Raw genomic sequence first — 17,621 nt, forward strand, 5'->3', positions numbered from 1 at the left:
TCTCAGAGTTCAGAGGGTCCGGGGACCGGGAAGTAGGCGTCCAGGAATCCGCTCAGGAGTTCCTGCTGCACCGCCATGTCCTCCGGGGTGGAGAAGGCGTCGTTGAGGCAGAAGGAGTCCTGGTCCCGCCCCTTGAGCAGGCGCTCCAGTCGCCGCGCGAGGTCCGGCACGGCCAGTTGGAGGTAGGTGAAGGCCATCGAGCCGGGCTGGGCCCGGCCGGTGAGCGCCGCGTAGTACAGCGCCAGGGACGAGGTCGGCGACAGGTCGGTCATCGCACGGAACCGGCTGGCCGAGGTACGGGCCCACTCGCGCGGGAAGTCCGCCTCGGCCTCCGCCATCGCGCTGCGGCGCAGGGCGTAGGGGATGTGCTCCATCGGCTGGGTGATGACCCGGCCGAACCGCTCCAGCAGCAGCGCCCGGTTGTTCTTGCAGGCGGCGTCGACGGGGGTGTCGGCGTCGGTCACCGGGCCCTGCGGGATGCGGTTCGGGGAGGGGAAGTAGCGGGCCGTGCCGACGGGGGTGAAGAAGGCGTGCGGGGTCAGCGGGCGGCCGAGGAACATGTCGTCGTTGAAGTAGAGGAAGTGCTCGGAGAGTCCGGGGACGTGGTGCAACCGGCTCTCGATGGCGTGCGAGTTGAAGGTGGGCAGGTCGGCCGGGTTCCGGAAGATCTCGCGGTGGCTGACGATGCGCAGGCCCGGCAGGTCGCGCCGCATCCAGGCGGGCACCTGGTCGTCGGTGACCACGTGGACGGTGCGGATCCACGGCGCGAACAGGTGCAGCGAGCGCAGCGAGTAGCGCAGCTCGTCGCGGCTGAGGAAGCGGGCGTCGCTGGCCGATTCGGCGTGGTAGGCCTCTCCCCGGGCGGCGGCCTTGCGGGCGGCCCAGACGGGGTCGGTGCCGTCGACCCAGGTGTAGACGGCGTCCACGGGGAAGTCGATGTCCTCGACCAGCGGGACGAGGAACTCGGGCCGGGTGGCCAGCGCGGGCGCCTCGTCGAGGGTGGTGTGGACGGGCACGAAGCGGCTGAAGAGCCGTCCGGCGCCCAGCAGGGCGGGGCCGTCCGCGGCGACGGACCAGGTGACGCGGTTGGCGCGGGGTGCGGTCAGCCGGTCGCCCTCGCGGGTCCAGAACTCGACCGCGCAGCCGTACTCGTGCCCCAGGAGCAGGTGGCCGCCGGGGTCGGTCCGGTACCAGCTGACCTGGACGGCGACGGCCGTGCGGGCGCGGTGCCACACCCGGGCGTCGTGACCGGGGACCGGCCGGGGGGTGCGCAGCGGCTCGGCGACCAGTGCGCTGACGTGCCCGGCGGCGGTGGCGAGACGGCGGCGCAGCCCTTCGAGCACCCGGGCCCGGTCGGACTCCTCGACCGCGATGACCGTGCCGTGGTCGGACTTGCCGCGGACGGCGAAGTACGCCACCCCGAGGGAGTCCAGGAGGGCGGCGACGGCGGCGCGATTGGCCTCGCGGGCGGCCAGCGGGGTCGCGCGGGGGTCGACGTACGCCTCGTCGCCCGCGTCGCCGACCCGCAGGGTGGGGCGGCCGCTCGCGCCGACCGGACTCTCTTCCCCCGCCCCGGCCTGTATCGCAGTACCAGGCATGTTGAACCTCTCCGCGCCTTTCACAACCGGTCTCCCACGCTGCCGAGTTCCCGGTCCGATCGTCGCAAGATACGGGAATTGTAAATCAATTTGTCGATTTGCCCGGCACCCCCCGTACGAGGTATGGGGCAGCTGGACCACCGGCTAGACCACCGTCCACCCGCCGAAGGCCAGCCCCGGAACGGTCGGGTCCTGGCGCGTCACCGACAACCGACCGTCCACGCCCAGGGAGAGGACCGTGAGGCGGCCGAAGCCGTCGACCGCGGCCGCCGGTTCGCGCGGGCCGGGCGCGCCCAACGGCTCCCACCACAGGCCCGCCCGTTCCTGCTCGGTCGGGTACGCGCCGATGCCGACGGCGCCCTCGGGGGTCCGGCGCAACAGCACGGTGCAGTCGTAGGAGTCGATGTCCGCGCGCAGCACGCAGGCGCCGTCCGCCGCGGCGGCCCCGGCCGCTCCGGCGCCGCCCAGCGAGGTCGGCGCGGCGCCGTCGCGCAGGGCGTACGTCGCCCCGTCCCGCCCGTCGCAGCCGTACAGGGTGATCCGGCCCGGCCCGGTGGCCAGCGCGCTCAGGGCGGTGCCCGGCGGCGCGAGCAGCGGCAGCGGCGGGCCGGCCCGGCGCAGGTCGCCGGCCGCGGCGTCGTGGCGCCACCGCAGCACCCCGTCCCGGGACGGGGCGAACAGCACGGGCCGCCCCGCCGCGTCGAGCGCGGCGGCCAGCCCGTCCTGGACCGCGGAGCCCTGCAGGTCCCGCCAGGGCGTCCAGGAGCCGTCCTCGCGCTGCGAGCGGGCACTCACCCCGCGCCCGAAGTTGCGGAGGTACACGTGGACGCAGCCCTCGGCGTCGACCACCGCGCAGGGCACCCCGGCCGCGCGGCCCTTGCCGGTGGCCGCGCCGTTCGGATTGCCCAGCGAGCGCCAGCTGCCCACCGGACGACCCGTCTGGTACTGCACGGCGTGCATCACCTCGACCCCGGGGCCGTCCGGGCCGTCGGGGGCGGGCCGCAGCGAGAAGAGGTGGGCCCAACCCTGCGCGCTGCGGGCCACGCCGAGCACCGGCAGCAGCGGCGGGGTGTCGAGGACCTCGCGCGCCCACTCGGGGCCGCCGACGGTCCGCTCGGTCCAGCGCACCACGGCGCCACCGAGCGCGGCGTGGGCGGTCAGCCGCCCGTCCGGGCCGCGGCCGAGGGCGATCCGCGGCCCGGGGTAGCGGACGATGGCGGTGGGGGCGGCCCGGACACAGGAGGCCGCGGCCCGGAAGCACTCCACGGCGACGTTCGCGGCGCCGGGACGGGCCGCGCGCACCGCGCGCACCGCTTCCAGGGTCGCGCGGGCCACCGCCGCGTGGTCGGGATGGTCGGCGTAGGACGCGCCCTGCGCCTCGCTCCACCCGAGGTGTTCGGGATCCGGGTCCAGGGTGCACACCACGCCCGGCGCGAAGCGGCGCAGCAGCGCCGCGGCCAGGTCGACCAGCGGGGCGAGCGGGGCGGACGCGGCGGACGGCTCCGGCGGCTCGACGAAGCAGACCGTGGTGCCGGGCCGGGTGCCCAGCCGGAAGAGGCGCAACAGGCCGGCGGACCCGAGCGGTTCGGTGGCCGGCTCCCAGGGGCCGCCGCGGCCGATCACCTGGAGGAGGTGGTCGCGGGCCTGCGGGGGCCCGGGTATCAGACAGACGACCGTCACGGCGTGGCCGGGCTGGCCCAGGGCGCGCACGAGCGCGGTGCCGGTGACGGCGAGGGCGTCGGCCGGGTGGGCCACCAAGTGGAGCGTGTGGGAGAGGGCCTGCGGCGCCGGGCGGCCGGCCGCGGGGCCGCGGCGTCCGCGCGGTGACGATCGTCCGCTCTTCACGTGGCGCCCGCCCCCACCCGTCGCTCCCGCCGTTCCTTCGCGCCCGTGATCCTCGCACACACTCCCCGCCGCCCGAACACGCGCGGGAACGGCCGGCCGACGGGCGGGGTGGGCGCGGGACCCCGGTGGTCTATAGTGCGCGATCGAACAATCGAGCGGAGGACCGGGGCAGATGAAGACCAACGCCGCGTCAGCGGACAGCACGTCGGACGCCTCGCCGGACGCCGCGGGCGGCTCCGACGGCACGGGCGGCTCCGACGGCCCCGGCGACTCCACCGGCTCCGACGCCACGGGCGCCCGCCCGGCCCGCTCGCGCGGTCGCCGGGTCCTGCGGATCGTGCTGGTGGTGCTCGCGGCGGTGATCCTGCTCGGCGCGGGCGCCGGGTGGTGGGCCTACAGCCACCTCAACGGGAACATCGACAGCGTCGACCTGGACAAGGCCATCGGTGACAACCGGCCCGCGAAGGTGGTCCCCGGCGCCCAGAACGTCCTCGTGCTCGGCTCCGACTCGCGCGCCGGGGCCAACGGCGAGCTCGACCACGGCGACGTCAGCGGGGCCCGCTCGGACACCGCGATGCTCGTGCACATACCCGAGGGCCGGGCGAGGGCCACCGCGGTGAGCATCCCCCGCGACACCCTGATCACCCGGCCCGAGTGCAAGGACGGCGAGGGCAGGACGCTGGCCCCCGCGAAGCGGGTCATGTTCAACTCCGTCTACTCCGTGGCCGGTCCGGCCTGCGTGGTCAAGACCGTGGAGGAGATGTCCGGGATCCGCGTGGACCACTTCGTGGAGGTGGACTTCGCCGGCTTCAAGGGCCTGGTGGACGCCCTCGGCGGGGTCACCGTGACGCTGGACAAGCCCATGTCCGGGGCCAAGGGCGGGCTCAAGCTCGACGCCGGCACGCACCGCCTGAACGGCACCGACTCGCTGAAGTTCGTCCGTACCCGCTACGGCTACGGCGACGGCAGCGACCTCGGACGGATAGGTCTCCAGCAGCAGTTCATGATGGCGCTGCTGTCCGAGATCAAGAACCAGGACGCCCTCGGCAACCCGGCCCGGCTCTACAAGCTCGCGGACGCCGGGACCAAGTCGCTCACCACCGACTCCGGCCTCGGTTCGCTCACGGCCCTCGCGGACTTCGCGCAGAGCATGAAGGGCGTCGACCCGAGCACGATGGAGACCATCATGCTGCCGGTCGACTACGACAAGATCGACCGCAACCGCGTGATCGTCGCCGAGCCGCAGGCCTCCACCCTGTGGGAGGCCCTGCGCAACGACCGCAAGATCCCGGCCGACGCGAAGAAGTCCCCGGCCACCGGCGGCTGAGCCGTCGGCGGGCGGGGACCCGTACCTCCTGGTGTGGCCGGTCAGCGGTCCTCGTGCACCGCGTCGGCCGTCATGCCCTCGCCCCGTCCCAGCCGGCTGTGCTGCCTGCCGTACAGGAAGTAGACGAAGAAGCCGATCACCATCCAGATCCCGAAGCGCAGCCAGGTCTCGGCCGGCAGGTTGAGCATCAGCCAGACGGACGCCGCGATGGACACGACGGGCACCAGCGGCACCCACGGGGTGCGGAAGGCCCGGTGCAGGTCGGGGCGGGTGCGGCGCAGGACCATCACGCCGAGCGCCACGACCACGAAGGCGAAGAGCGTGCCGATGTTCACCAGCGTGGCCAGTTCGTTGATGCTGGTGAATCCGGCGACGACCGCGATGATCACGCCGAGCAGGATCGTCGGCCGGTAGGGCGTGCGGTACTTCGGGTGGGTCCGGGAGAAGAAGCGCGGCAGCAGTCCGTCGCGGCTCATCGCGAAGAACACCCGGGTCTGCCCCAGCAACAGGATCATGCACACGGTGGTCAGGCCCACGGCCGCGCCGAAGCTGATGATGCCGCCGAAGACCGGATGGCCGGCGGATTTGAAGGCGTCGGCGAGCGGGGCGCTGGTGGAGAGGTCCTTGTAGTTCTGCATGCCGGTCACCACGATCGACACCGCCACGTAGAGCACGGTGCAGATGATCAGCGAACCGATGATGCCGCGCGGCATGTCCTTCTGCGGCAGCTTGGTCTCCTCGGCGGCGGTGGCCACCACGTCGAAGCCGATGAAGGCGAAGAAGACGACGGAGGCCGCGGTGAAGATGCCCATGACGCCGAAGTTGGTGGGCTCGTAGCCGAAGATCAGCTGGACCAGCGGGGCGTCCAGCCCGGAGCCGCCCTTCTGGGGCGCGGCGGGCGGGATGAACGGGTGGTAGTTGGACTTCGTGATGAAGAACAGGCCCGCGATGATCACGATGAGCACCACGGTGACCTTGATCGCGACCACGACGCCGGTGATCCGCGCCGAGAGCTTCACCCCGACGACGAGGATCGCGGTCAGGACCAGCACCAGGACGAAGGCGAGCAGGTCGAAGGTGCCGCCCGCCACGTCGGGCCCCTGGAGCGAGGCCGGCAGGTGGATGCCCGCGTTGTCCATCAACGAACGGACGTAGCCCGACCAGCCGACCGCGACGACGGCGGTGCCGAGCGCGAACTCCAGCACGAGGTCCCAGCCGATGATCCAGGCGGGCAGCTCGCCGATCGAGGCGTAGGAGAAGGTGTACGCGGATCCCGCCACCGGCACGGTCGAGGCGAACTCGGCGTAGCAGAGGGCGGCCAGCGCGCACACCACGCCCGCCGCGACGAACGCGAGGGCGGTGGCGGGGCCGGCGGTCTCCTTGGCCACTTTGCCCGTGAGGACGAAGATGCCGGTGCCGATGATGACGCCGACGCCGAAGACGGTCAGGTCCCAGGCCGAGAGGGACTTCCTCAGTGCGTGTTCCGGCTCCTCCGTGTCGCGGATCGACTGCTCGACCGACTTGGTACGGAAGGGGCTGTTCAGATTCGTACTCACCGACGCACCTCCCAGGAGCGACCGCGTCGCCACTGCACGGGTACCACCGGAACGGGACGGGCCGGGAGGCCCACCCTTCAAGGGTGAACCTCCCGGCCCGTGACGTGCAACCGCAGATGATCAGGGGCGGCGACCGCCGCGCCCCGACTAGTCGACCGTGGCGGCCGGCTCGTTCTCGTAGCGCCCGTCCAGCTTGGCGACCAGGCCGGTGACCTGCCGGGCGATGTCCGGAGCGGTCAGCCCGATCTCGGCCATGACCTCCTTGCGGGAGGCGTGGTCCAGGAAGCGCTGCGGGATGCCGAAGTCGCGCAGCGGTACGTCGACCCCCGCGTCCCGCAGGGCCTGCGAGACGGCCGCGCCGACGCCGCCGGTGCGCCCGTTGTCCTCGACGGTGACGACCACCCGGTGGCCGTCGGCGAGCGGGGCCAGGGCCTCGTCCACCGGCTTGACCCAGCGCGGGTCCACGACGGTCGAGGTGATGCCCTGCTTGTCCAGCAGGTCCGCGATCTCCAGGCACATCGGGGCGAGCGCGCCGACCGAGACGATCAGTACGTCCGGCCGGGTGACCTCGGGGGCCGGAGCGCGCAGCACGTCCATGCCGCCGATCTGCCCGATGGCCGGGACGGCCGGGCCGACGACGCCCTTGGAGTAGCGCACGACGGTCGGGGCGTCCTTGACCTCGACGGCCTCGCGCAGCTGCGCGCGCAGCTGCTCGGCGTCGCGCGGGGCGGCCAGCCGCAGACCCGGCACCACCTGCATGATCGACATGTCCCACATGCCGTTGTGGGAGGCGCCGTCCGTACCGGTGACCCCGGCCCGGTCCAGGACGAAGGTGACCCCGCACTTGTGCAGGGCGACGTCCATCAGGACCTGGTCGAAGGCGCGGTTGAGGAAGGTCGCGTAGACCGCGAAGACCGGGTGGGCGCCGCCGGTCGCCAGGCCCGCCGCCGAGGTGGCGCCGTGCTGCTCGGCGATGCCGACGTCGAAGATCCGGTCCGGGTAGGCGTCCGCGAAGCGCTTGAGGCCCACGGGCTGGAGCATGGCCGCGGTGATCGCGACGATGTCCTTCCGCTCCTTGCCCAGCTTGACCATCTCGTCGGCGAAGACGGAGGTCCAGCTGGCGGCGTCGGTGCTCACCGGCAGGCCGGTGTCCGGGTGGATCGGGCCGATGCCGTGGAAGCGGTCGGCCTCGTCCTGCTCGGCGTGCGTGTAGCCGCGGCCCTTCTGGGTCAGGCAGTGCACGATGACCGGGCCGCTGAAGCGCTTGGCGCGCTGCAGGGCGGACTCCAGGGCCTCGATGTCGTGGCCGTTGATGGGCCCGATGTACTTCAGGCCCAGGTCCTCGAACATGCCCTGCGGGGCGATGAAGTCCTTGAGGCCCTTCTTGGCGCCGTGCAGGGTCTCGTAGAGCGGCTTCCCGACGACCGGGGTGCGCTCCAGGAGGTCCTTGCCGCGGGCCAGGAAGCGCTCGTAGCCGTCCGTGGTGCGCAGGGTGGCCAGGTGGTTCGCGAGCCCGCCGATGGTGGGCCCGTAGGAGCGCTCGTTGTCGTTGACGACGATCACCAGCGGGCGGTCCTTGGCGGCGGCGATGTTGTTCAGCGCCTCCCAGGCCATGCCGCCGGTGAGGGCGCCGTCGCCGATGACGGCCGCGACGTGGTGGTCCTCGCGGCCGAGCACCTCATTGGCCTTCGCGAGGCCGTCGGCCCAGCCCAGGACCGTGGAGGCGTGCGAGTTCTCGATCACGTCGTGGTCGGACTCGGCGCGCGAGGGGTAGCCGGAGAGGCCACCCTTGGAGCGCAGGTTCCCGAAGTCCTGGCGGCCGGTGAGCAGCTTGTGGACGTAGGCCTGGTGGCCGGTGTCGAAGAGGACCTTGTCCTTCGGCGAGTCGAAGACCCGGTGCAGGGCGATGGTCAGTTCGACCACACCGAGGTTGGGGCCGAGGTGCCCGCCGGTCTTGGAGACGGCGTCGACGAGGAAGGACCTGATCTCCGCGGCGAGCTGGTCGAGCTCCTCCTGGCTGAGCCGGTCCAGATCGCGCGGTCCCTTGATGCGGGTCAGCAGCACCCGTGCCTCCTTGCAGTTGCTTGCTGGTCTGTCGAGTCTAATGTTCCGCTCGCGGCGTCGGTCGCCGGGCTGTCTCCGTGCCGTCACGCCTTTGTCATATCTGTACACATCTGTCGGGCCCCACACGCCACGTACGAGTGGATGTACGCACAGGTGCCCGGCGCCACACGGGGTGGCGTCGGGCACTGTGGGCGGCGTACCACCGGACGGGTGAGGCCCGGGCGCGCCGGGGTCGTGAGCGGGCCGGACGGGCTCCGACCAGCGGCGGATCCCGGTCCGGATCGGGTGCGACTAGGCGCGGCCCGCCGTCTTCTGCGTCTTGCGGGTGACGGAGTCGATCACCACGGTGGCCAGCAGCACCGCACCGGTGATCATGTACTGGATCGGGGTGGCGATCCCCTCCAGGGCCAGACCGTACTGGATCGATGTGATGACCATGACACCCAGGAGGGCGTTCCAGGTCCGTCCCCGGCCGCCGAAGAGGCTGGTGCCACCGATGACGGCCGCCGCGATGACGTTCATCAGCAGGTCGCCCGCGCCGGCGCTCTGGTTCGCCGCCGCGATCTTGGAGGCCCAGAACAGGCCGCCGATCGCCGCGAACGTACCCGCGATGGCGAAGACGGTGATGCGGACCCGGTTCACGTTGATGCCCGCGCGCCGGGAGGCCTCGACGCTGCCGCCGAGGGCGAAGACCTGGCGGCCGAAGGTGGTGCGCCGCAGCAGGAAGTCCGTGCCGACCAGGGCCAGCAGGAAGAGCAGCACCGCGAGCGGCATGCCCTTGTACTGGTTGAACACCACGGCGGGACCGAAGGTGAACACCGCGAGGAGACCGGTGCGCAGCAGGATCTCGCCCAGCGGCCGGGAGGGGACGCCCGCGGCCGCGCGGCGCCGCGCGTCGGAGAAGGAGGCGAGGAAGTACGCCACGGTGGCGAGGGCGGCGAGCCCGTAGCCGACGGCCACGTCCGAGAAGAAGTACGTGGTCAGCTTCCCGACCACGCCCTCGGAGTCGATGTTGACCGTGCCGTTGCTGCCGAGGATCTGCAGCATCGCGCCGGACCAGAAGAGCAGGCCCGAAAGGGTGACGGCGAAGGCCGGGGCGCCGATCTTGGCGAAGAAGAAGCCGTGGAGGGAGCCGATCAGCGCGCCGCCGGCGATCGCCGCGAGGACGGCCAGCCATTCGTTGACGCCGTGGGTGACGGCGAGGACGGCGACGATCGCGCCCGAGACGCCGCTGACCGAGCCGACCGAGAGGTCGATCTCGCCGAGCAGCAGGACGAAGATGATGCCGACGGCCATCATGCCGGTGGCCGTCATCGTGATCGCGATGTTGGTGAGGTTCTCGGGGCCGAGGAAGTTCGAGTTCAGGCTCTGGAAGATGCTCCAGATGATGATCAGACCGAGGACGACGGGGACGGAGCCCAGGTCACCGGCCTTGAGCTTGCGACCGAACTCGTTCAGGTACCCGGCCAGCCCCTGCTCGCGCACGAGGAGGCGGGGGTCCACGGCCGGGATGGCGTCCGCGGCGGCCGGGGCGGGGCCCGACGGCCTGGCGTGGGCGGGGCCCTTGCCGAGCGGACCGGCGGAGGAATTCTGGGTGCTCACTTGCGGGCCTCCCCGGTGCGGGCCGCCCGGCGGGTCACGGCGTTGTCCGTGGCCCCGGTGATGGCGGAGATGATCTCTTCCTGCGACGTGTCCTTCACGGAGAAGACGCCGTTGTTGCGACCGAGGCGCAGCACGGCCACCTTGTCGGCCACGGCCTTCACATCGGCCATGTTGTGGCTGATGAGGATGACCGCGTGGCCGCGCTCGCGCAGCCGCTCCACGAGGTCGAGCACCTGTGCGGTCTGCTCGACGCCGAGGGCGGCGGTGGGCTCGTCGAGGATGACGAGCTGGGGCTCGCCCAGCATGGAGCGGGCGATCGCCACGGTCTGGCGCTGGCCGCCGGAGAGCGAGGCGATGGGGATACGGACGCTGGGGATTCGGATGGACAGGGTGGTGAGCAGCTCGCGGGCGCGCCGCTCCATCTCCACCTCGTCGAGGACCCCGCGCCGCTTGAGCTCGCGCCCGAGGAAGAGGTTGCCGACGACATCGATGTTGTCGCACAGCGCGAGGTCCTGGTAGACCGTCGCGATGCCCAGGTTCTGGGCGTCGTGGGGCTTGGTGATCGACACCGGGCGCCCCTGCCACTCGATGACGCCGTCATCGATGGGGTGTACGCCGGCGATCGTCTTGACCAGCGTGGACTTACCGGCTCCGTTGTCGCCCACGAGGGCGACCACCTCACCTGAGTGGATCTCGAGTTCTACGTCGGTCAGGGCCTGGACGGCGCCGAACCTCTTCGAGACCCCTCGCAACGCCAGCACGGGCGCAGCGGACACATGAACCATCTCCTTCGCCGCCTGACCGGCGGGGATGTCGTGCAAAAGAGCAGGACCACAGGGGGTATGAACAAGGGTAGAGAAAAAACGTTTCCGCGCAGGGTTTCCGTACGGGGATTCCGCGCGGGGCTTCCATCCGGCGCCCCGCCGGTGGCGGGATGGAGGCGGGGCGCCGGACAGGCATGGGGGCCGGGCGAGGGCGGGTGATCGACCCGCCCGCCGCGGCGCGGCCTTACTTCAGGCCGAGGGTGGCGCAGGCGTCCTTGTACTTGTCGGTGCAGATCTCGTCGGCCGTGTAGACGTTGTCCCGGATGACGGTGTCCTTGATGTTCGCCTTGGTCAGCGAGACGACCGGGATCAGCACGGACGGGACGCCCTTGGTGGTGGGGCTGTCGACCTTGGACGTGGCGACGACCTCGATCCGCTCCTTCTTCGCGAGGGCGACGGCCATCTTCGCGGCGGCCTCGGCCTCGGGGGCGTACGGCTTGTAGACGCTCATGAACTGCTCGCCCGCCACGATCCGCTGCACGCCGGCGAGTTCGGCGTCCTGACCGGTGACCGGGGGCAGGGTCGTCAGGCCGGCCGCCTTGAGGGCGGTGATGATGCCGCCGGCCATGCCGTCGTTGGCCGAGTAGACGCCGGTGACCTTGTCCTTGCCGAGTGCGGTGAGCGCGGCCGCCATGTTGGTGTTGGCGTTCTCCGGCTTCCACTCGACGGTGTCGTACTCCTTGCCGATGTTCACCTTGCCGTCGAGGACGGAGTGGGCGCCCTTCTTGAACAGCGCGGCGTTCGGGTCGGTGACGGAGCCGTTCATCATGACGATCTGGCCGTCCTTGGCCTTGTCGCCCAGCGCTTCGAGGAGCGCCTTGCCCTGGACCTTGCCGACCTCTTCGTTGTCGAAGGAGGTGTAGGCGTCGATCGGACCCTCGGCGAGGCGGTCGTAGGCGACGACGGGGATGCCCGCGTCCTTGGCCCGCTTGACCGCGCCGGCGATGGCCTTGGAGTCCACCGCGTCGATGATCAGGACGTTCACCTTGTTGGTGATCATCGTGTCGACCTGCGAGTTCTGCGTGGTCGCGTCCTGCTTCGCGTTGGCGTAGACCACTTCGCCCTTGCCGCCGGTGAGATCGGCGACCTGCTTCTCGATGAGCGGCTTGTCGAACTTCTCGTAGCGCGCGGTCTGGTTCTCCGGCAGGAGCAGACCGACCTTGATCGCGTTGCCCTTGACGACATTGGTGTCCGTCTTGTCGCCGGACTCCTTCGCGCTACCGCAAGCGGCGAGCGAGACGGCCATGGCGCCCGCGGCAACGGCTACGGCGGTTCTGCGCATACGCGTGTTCATTTCTTGAACCTCCCTGACGAGGCCGCAACGTTGCGGCCGAGGTGGATGTGAGTCAACCCCGGCCGCAAGATTGCCGTCAAGGAGTGAATCCTTAACGAGATGACAACGGTGCCATCCGTTATCTAACTGAATGCAGCAGCATCGGCTCTTGAAACCCGCCAAGCAGGGTCGAATCGCCCATCTCGCTCAGCACCAGCGCCAGCGCGCCCAGCACCTCGGCCCGCCCGCCCAACGACCCTGTGAGGACCGACAACTGACGGGCCGCACTCGGGATCGCGTACCGGCCCACGGACTCGCGGATGGGGGCCAGGACGAGCTCGCCCGCGTCCGCCAGCGAACCGCCCAGCACCACCCGGCTCGGGTTCAAGAGATTGCAGAGGCTGGCCACGGCGCTGCCCACGTGCCGGCCCACGTCGGTGATCACGCGGCGGCAGCCCGGATCGCCGCCCCGCGCCAGCTCGACCACGCGCTCCATGGTGAGTTCGGGGCCGTGACTGCTCTGGAGGAGCGGCAGGACATAGCGGGCCGCCGCGAAGGTCTCCAGGCAGCCCCGGTTCCCGCAGCGACAGACCGGACCCGACTCGTCCAGCGTGATGTGCCCGATCTCGCCCGCGGTGCCCCCCGGGCCCCGGTAGATCTGCCCGTTGATCACCAGACCGGCGCCGACGCCGCTGGCGACCTTGATGTACGCCAGGTCCTTGACCCCGCGGCCACTGCCCCACACCAGCTCGCCCAGGGCGCCGAGGTTCGCGTCGTTGTCGACGTACACCGGCACGCCGAGCCGCTGCGACAGTTCCTGGCGCGGGTTGATCCCGGCCCAGCCCGGCAGGATCGAGGTGGACCCCAGGTTCCCGGACTCCCCGTCGATCGGGCCGGGGACGCCGAGGCCGACGCCGATGACCTTGTCCCGGCTCACCTCGATGCTCTCGATCAGGCGGCTGACCAGGGCTTCCGCCCGGTCGAAGCCGTCCACCCAGGAGGCGTCGACGTCCAGCGGCTCGGCCTCCTCGGCCAGCACCTGGTGGGCGAGGTTGCCGACCGCCACGCGCAGGTGCGTGTGCCCGAAGTCGACGCCGATCACGATGCCCGCGTCCCCGCTGAGCGAGACGCTGCGGGCGCGCCGGCCGCCGGCCGAGGTCGGAGTGACCTCGACGGTCCCGCCCTCCTTGAGCTCACGGACGATGTTGGAGACCGTGGCCGCCGACAGTCCGGTGGTCCGGGCGATCTCCGCCTGGGTCAGCGAACCGGCGAGCCGGACCGCCCGCACGACCCGTTCGAGGTTCGCGCGGTGCAGCGATGACTGCGATCCCGGAGTCCTCACGACTCATCCACTCCTGCCATTAGCGACGGCCTGCGTCGCCCCCCGGCCGAGGTCGCGGTCACGAGACCCCGGCGTCTCTCCAACTTATGAACCCTAAGTCGAGCCTTTGCGCCTCCAGACGTCAAGAGGCCGACGCAGCACGAATCGGCCACTACCGGTCATAAGTACGAGAGAAACATCCCCGCGGCCCGTGTTACGGTCGCTGAGGCGCCGATCCTCTGCGGCCTTCCCGGCCGGACCGGGCGCCCTGTCGATGTCAGCGCTATGCGAGGAGGTGTTCGGGATGAGTCCCGATCGAAGTCCTTGCCGCGCTCTCGTTGGTTAATCAGCCACTGATCAGCTACTGATCGGCTGACTCTTCTTCCTTGAGTGCGCACGGCCGCGGCACGTCCGCGGATGTCCGTGCACTTCCTCATGCCCTCCGTACGCCCCGGCCCCGTGCCCGGCGCACGGCATCCATGCCTGTCGGCGCTCTTCCCGGCCCCGTGCCACCCCGCGCCGACCCATGATCACTCCACGTGACCGCGCGGCTCCGTGCTGCCCGGGCGCCGTGGAGGGAGGTATTCGTCATGACCATGCTCACCCCTCGCACCCCCACGAAGCTCGCACCGCCGGGCCGGGCCCGCCGCGAACGCAGGTCCGCCGAGCTGGAGGCCCGTACCCGGGTCGTCGGCGAGCGGCTCTCCGGGCTCAGCGCCCGACCCGGACCGCAGGTCCTGCAGGACCTGTCCGCCACCCGCAACGGCCTCACCCACGCCGAGGCGGCACTGCGCCTGGAGCGCGACGGCGCGAACGTCGTCGCCCACGAGCGCGCCCCGTACTGGTGGGTACAGCTCGCCAAGGCGTTCGCCAACCCCTTCATCGCGGTCCTCGTCGTCCTGGCCGCCGTCATGTACTGGCAGGACCCCGCGGACCCGGGCGTCGTCATCCTCTCGGTGATGATCGGGGTCAGCGGACTGCTGCGCTTCTGGCAGGAGTTCCGCTCGGGCCGGGCCGCCGACGCGCTCAAGAAGCTCGTCACCACCACCTGCGCGGTGCAGCGCCGGGCGGGCAGCGGCTCCGGGCCGACCACCTTCGAAGTGCCGATGGACCGGGTGGTGCCCGGCGACATCGTCAAGCTGGCCGCCGGTGACCTGATCCCCGCAGACCTGCGCCTGATCACCTCCAAGGACCTGATGGTCGGCCAGGCCGCCCTGTCCGGCGAGTCGTTGCCGGTCGCCAAGGCCGACACCCGCGCCGAGGACCTCGGACAGTTCGAGACCACCGACCCGGTGGAGGCCGACAACCTCTGCCTGATGGGTACGTCCGTCACCTCGGGCACCGCCACCGCGGTCGTCGTCGCCACCGGCGCCGACACCTACTTCGGCTCGATGGCCGGGTCCCTGGTCGGCGAGCGCCCGCAGACCAACTTCGACACGGGCGTGCGCAAGGTCAGCTTCCTGCTGATCCGCTTCATGCTGGTGATGGTCCCCGTCGTCTTCATGATCAACGGCTTCACCAAGGGCGACTGGAACGAAGCCTTCCTCTTCGGTATCGCCGTGGCGGTCGGCCTCACGCCCGAGATGCTGCCGATGGTGGTCTCGGCCAACCTGGCGCGCGGCGCGGTCGCCATGTCCCAGCACAAGGTGGTCGTCAAGCGGCTCAACGCGATCCAGAACCTGGGCGCGATGGACGTCCTCTGCACGGACAAGACCGGCACCCTCACCGAGGACCGCATCGTCCTGGACCGCTACCTCGACGTGCACGGCACCCCGGACAACGAGGTCCTGGAGTACGGATACCTCAACGCGCACTTCCAGACGGGCCTGCGCAACCTCATGGACCAGGCGGTCATCGACCGCGTCAACGAGGCCGAGGAGGTTGTCGTCGACGCACGGTTCTCGATGGTCGACGAGATCCCCTTCGACTTCGCCCGACGCCGGATGTCCGTGGTCCTCAACCGCAACACCCTGGTCGGATCGGTCGGCCGGTCCGAGCACGTCATGATCACCAAGGGTGCGGTGGAGGAGGTCCTCGACCTGTGCACCCACATGACGGACCGCGGGCAGCGGGTCGAACTGACCGAGCAGCTGCGCTGGCACGTCGCCCGCATCGCCGAGGACAACAACCGCGAGGGCCTGCGCGTGCTGGCCGTCGCCACCCGCACGATCGCCACTCCCCGTGACATCTACACCGTCGCCGACGAGGACCAGCTGACCCTGGTCGGCTTCCTCGCCTTCCTCGACCCGCCGAAGGCCGACGCGGCCCGGGCCCTGCAGGGCCTGGCCGACAAGGGCATCACGGTCAAGGTGGTCACCGGCGACAACGAGCTGGTCGCGGCGCGGGTCTGCGCCGACGTCGGCATCGACGTGGGCCACGTGGTCACGGGCGCCGAGCTGGACGCCCTGGACGAGGCGGCGCTGCGCGAACTGGCCGCCCGTACGACGGTCTTCGCCAAGGTCAACCCGGTCCAGAAGGCCCGCATCGTGCGGGCCCTGCAGGCCGAGGGGCACACGGTCGGCTTCCTCGGGGACGGCATCAACGACGCGGCGGCCCTGCGCGACGCGGACGTCGGCATCTCGGTGGACACGGCCGTCGACATCGCGAAGGAGTCGGCGGACATCATCCTGCTGGAGAAGGACCTGACGGTCCTGGAGCGGGGCGTGATCCAGGGCCGGACCACCTTCGGCAACACGATCAAGTACATCAAGATGACGGCCAGCTCGAACTTCGGCAACGTCTTCTCGGTGCTGGTGGCGAGCGCCTTCATCCCCTTCCAGCCGATGCTCGCGATCATGCTCCTGACGCAGAATCTGGTCTACGACATCGCGCAGCTGGCCACCCCGTGGGACCGGATGGACGAGGAGTACCTGCGCAAGCCCCGCAACTGGGACGCCAAGGGCATCGGCCGCTTCATGCTCTGCATCGGCCCGATCAGCTCGATCTTCGACATCGCGATGTTCGCGATCATGTGGAACGTGTTCGCGGCCAACAGCGAGGCGCACCAGGCGCTCTTCCAGTCCGGCTGGTTCGTCGAGGGGCTGCTCTCGCAGACCCTGATCGTCCACATGATCCGTACCCGCAAGATCCCCTTCATCCAGTCGCGGGCGTCCTGGCCGGTCATGGTGATGACCGTCCTCGCGGTGCTGGCCGGGCTCTACCTGCCCTTCTCGCCGCTGGCCGGGTCGCTGGGTCTGGTGGCGCTGCCCGCGAGCTACTTCCCGTGGCTGATCGGCGTACTGCTCGCGTACTGCACCCTCACGCAGCTGTTGAAGAGCGTGTACATCAAGAAGTTCAACACCTGGCTCTGACCGGCCGGACAGCGGAAGGGGCGGGCCGATGCAGCTCACCGAATGGCAGATGGCCGGGCACCTGGCCGCCGCGCTCGGCTTCGGGGCGGCGATCGGCCTGGAACGGCAGTGGCGGGCCCGGATGGCCGGACTGCGGACGAACGCGCTGGTCGCGGGCGGGGCCGCGCTCTTCGTCCTGCTCTCGCAGTACGGCTTCATGAGCGAGGTGTCCGAGGTCCAGTACGACGGCTCGCGGGTCGCGGCGCAGATCGTGTCCGGGATCGGCTTCCTCGGCGCCGGCGTGATCATGCGCGACGGGCTGAGCGTTCGGGGTCTGAACACCGCGGCCACGCTGTGGTGTTCGGCGGCCGTGGGCTGCCTCGCCGGCACCGGGATGTTCGTCCTCGCCGCCTTCGGCACGGTGGGCGTGGTGGGGGCCAACCTCCTGCTGCGCCCGCTGGGCCGGCGGCTGGACCGCGAACCGCGGGGCGGGGCCGAGGTGGCCACCGACTTCCACTTCGAGGCGGTGTGCCTGGAGGCGGAGGAGGCCCACATCCGGCACCGGCTGGTCGACGCGCTCGGCCGGCCCGGCTATCAACTGCGGTCGATCCGCAGCCAGGACGGCCCGAGGGACGGACTGGTGACGGTGTCGGCGCTGCTGACCGCCGAGGGGGCCGGGGGCCGGGCGCTGGAGGAAGCGGTCAGCAACCTCTCGCTCGATCCGTCGGTCTCGGCGGTCAGCTGGTCGGTGGTGCCGGACCCGTCAGCGTCGGCGTCCGACGGGTGAGGCGGCGGGCGGGTTCCCCCGGCCGCCGCGCCGTCACTTCAAGGTGGGCCAGGTGAAACCGGGCAGGATATGGGGCGGGAAGGTCACGTACACCACCACCACCGGGGTCAAAGCGGAGGGGAACCCCGCGAACA

Annotated in this window: 11 protein-coding genes; 3 read left to right on the forward strand and 8 right to left on the reverse strand. The window is 71.0% G+C overall.

Annotated features, from left to right (window positions below):
• Positions 1–2: 2 nt before the first annotated feature.
• Positions 3–1,598 (reverse strand): stealth family protein, encoded by a 1,596-nt coding sequence (locus ACIBEA_RS36245; RefSeq protein ID WP_399267460.1) that lies wholly within the window; start codon positions 1,596–1,598, stop codon positions 3–5.
• Between the two features lie 144 nt (positions 1,599–1,742).
• Positions 1,743–3,353: a hypothetical protein gene (locus ACIBEA_RS36250; protein ID WP_399267461.1), complete on the reverse strand. Its 1,611-nt coding sequence runs from the start codon at positions 3,351–3,353 to the stop codon at positions 1,743–1,745.
• A 262-nt stretch (positions 3,354–3,615) separates the two neighbouring features.
• On the opposite strand from ACIBEA_RS36250, the gene ACIBEA_RS36255 reads away from it, so the two are divergent.
• Entirely contained in the window at positions 3,616–4,770 is a 1,155-nt protein-coding gene (locus ACIBEA_RS36255) for an LCP family protein (RefSeq protein WP_399267462.1), read from the forward strand.
• Positions 4,771–4,811: 41 nt separating this feature from the next.
• Here ACIBEA_RS36255 and ACIBEA_RS36260 read toward each other — a convergent pair whose 3' ends face one another.
• The 6 genes from ACIBEA_RS36260 to ACIBEA_RS36285 form a co-directional block, all read right to left on the reverse strand.
• Positions 4,812–6,326: an amino acid permease gene (locus ACIBEA_RS36260; RefSeq protein WP_399267463.1), complete on the reverse strand. Its 1,515-nt coding sequence runs from the start codon at positions 6,324–6,326 to the stop codon at positions 4,812–4,814.
• 147 nt (positions 6,327–6,473) lie between these two features.
• Entirely contained in the window at positions 6,474–8,390 is a 1,917-nt protein-coding gene (gene dxs / locus ACIBEA_RS36265) for a 1-deoxy-D-xylulose-5-phosphate synthase (protein ID WP_399267464.1), read from the reverse strand.
• A 291-nt stretch (positions 8,391–8,681) separates the two neighbouring features.
• Positions 8,682–9,902, reverse strand: coding sequence for a sugar ABC transporter permease (locus tag ACIBEA_RS36270; RefSeq protein WP_399267476.1), 1,221 nt, complete (start codon positions 9,900–9,902; stop codon positions 8,682–8,684).
• Positions 9,903–9,988: 86 nt separating this feature from the next.
• A complete protein-coding gene (locus ACIBEA_RS36275; RefSeq protein WP_399267465.1) occupies positions 9,989–10,777 on the reverse strand; it encodes an ATP-binding cassette domain-containing protein in 789 nt (262 codons plus the stop codon).
• A 223-nt stretch (positions 10,778–11,000) separates the two neighbouring features.
• Complete coding sequence (locus ACIBEA_RS36280) at positions 11,001–12,110, reverse strand: sugar ABC transporter substrate-binding protein (protein WP_399267466.1); 1,110 nt, start codon at positions 12,108–12,110, stop codon at positions 11,001–11,003.
• 118 nt (positions 12,111–12,228) lie between these two features.
• Positions 12,229–13,431 (reverse strand): ROK family transcriptional regulator, encoded by a 1,203-nt coding sequence (locus tag ACIBEA_RS36285; protein WP_399267467.1) that lies wholly within the window; start codon positions 13,429–13,431, stop codon positions 12,229–12,231.
• 569 nt (positions 13,432–14,000) lie between these two features.
• Here ACIBEA_RS36285 and mgtA point away from each other — a divergent pair.
• Positions 14,001–16,721 (forward strand): magnesium-translocating P-type ATPase, encoded by a 2,721-nt coding sequence (mgtA, locus tag ACIBEA_RS36290; protein ID WP_399267468.1) that lies wholly within the window; start codon positions 14,001–14,003, stop codon positions 16,719–16,721.
• 28 nt (positions 16,722–16,749) lie between these two features.
• Positions 16,750–17,487 (forward strand): MgtC/SapB family protein, encoded by a 738-nt coding sequence (locus ACIBEA_RS36295; RefSeq protein ID WP_399267469.1) that lies wholly within the window; start codon positions 16,750–16,752, stop codon positions 17,485–17,487.
• The last annotated feature ends 134 nt before the right edge of the window (positions 17,488–17,621 follow it).

This window comes from Streptomyces sp. NPDC051555 (genome assembly GCF_044454405.1).
Lineage (GTDB): Bacteria > Actinomycetota > Actinomycetes > Streptomycetales > Streptomycetaceae > Streptomyces.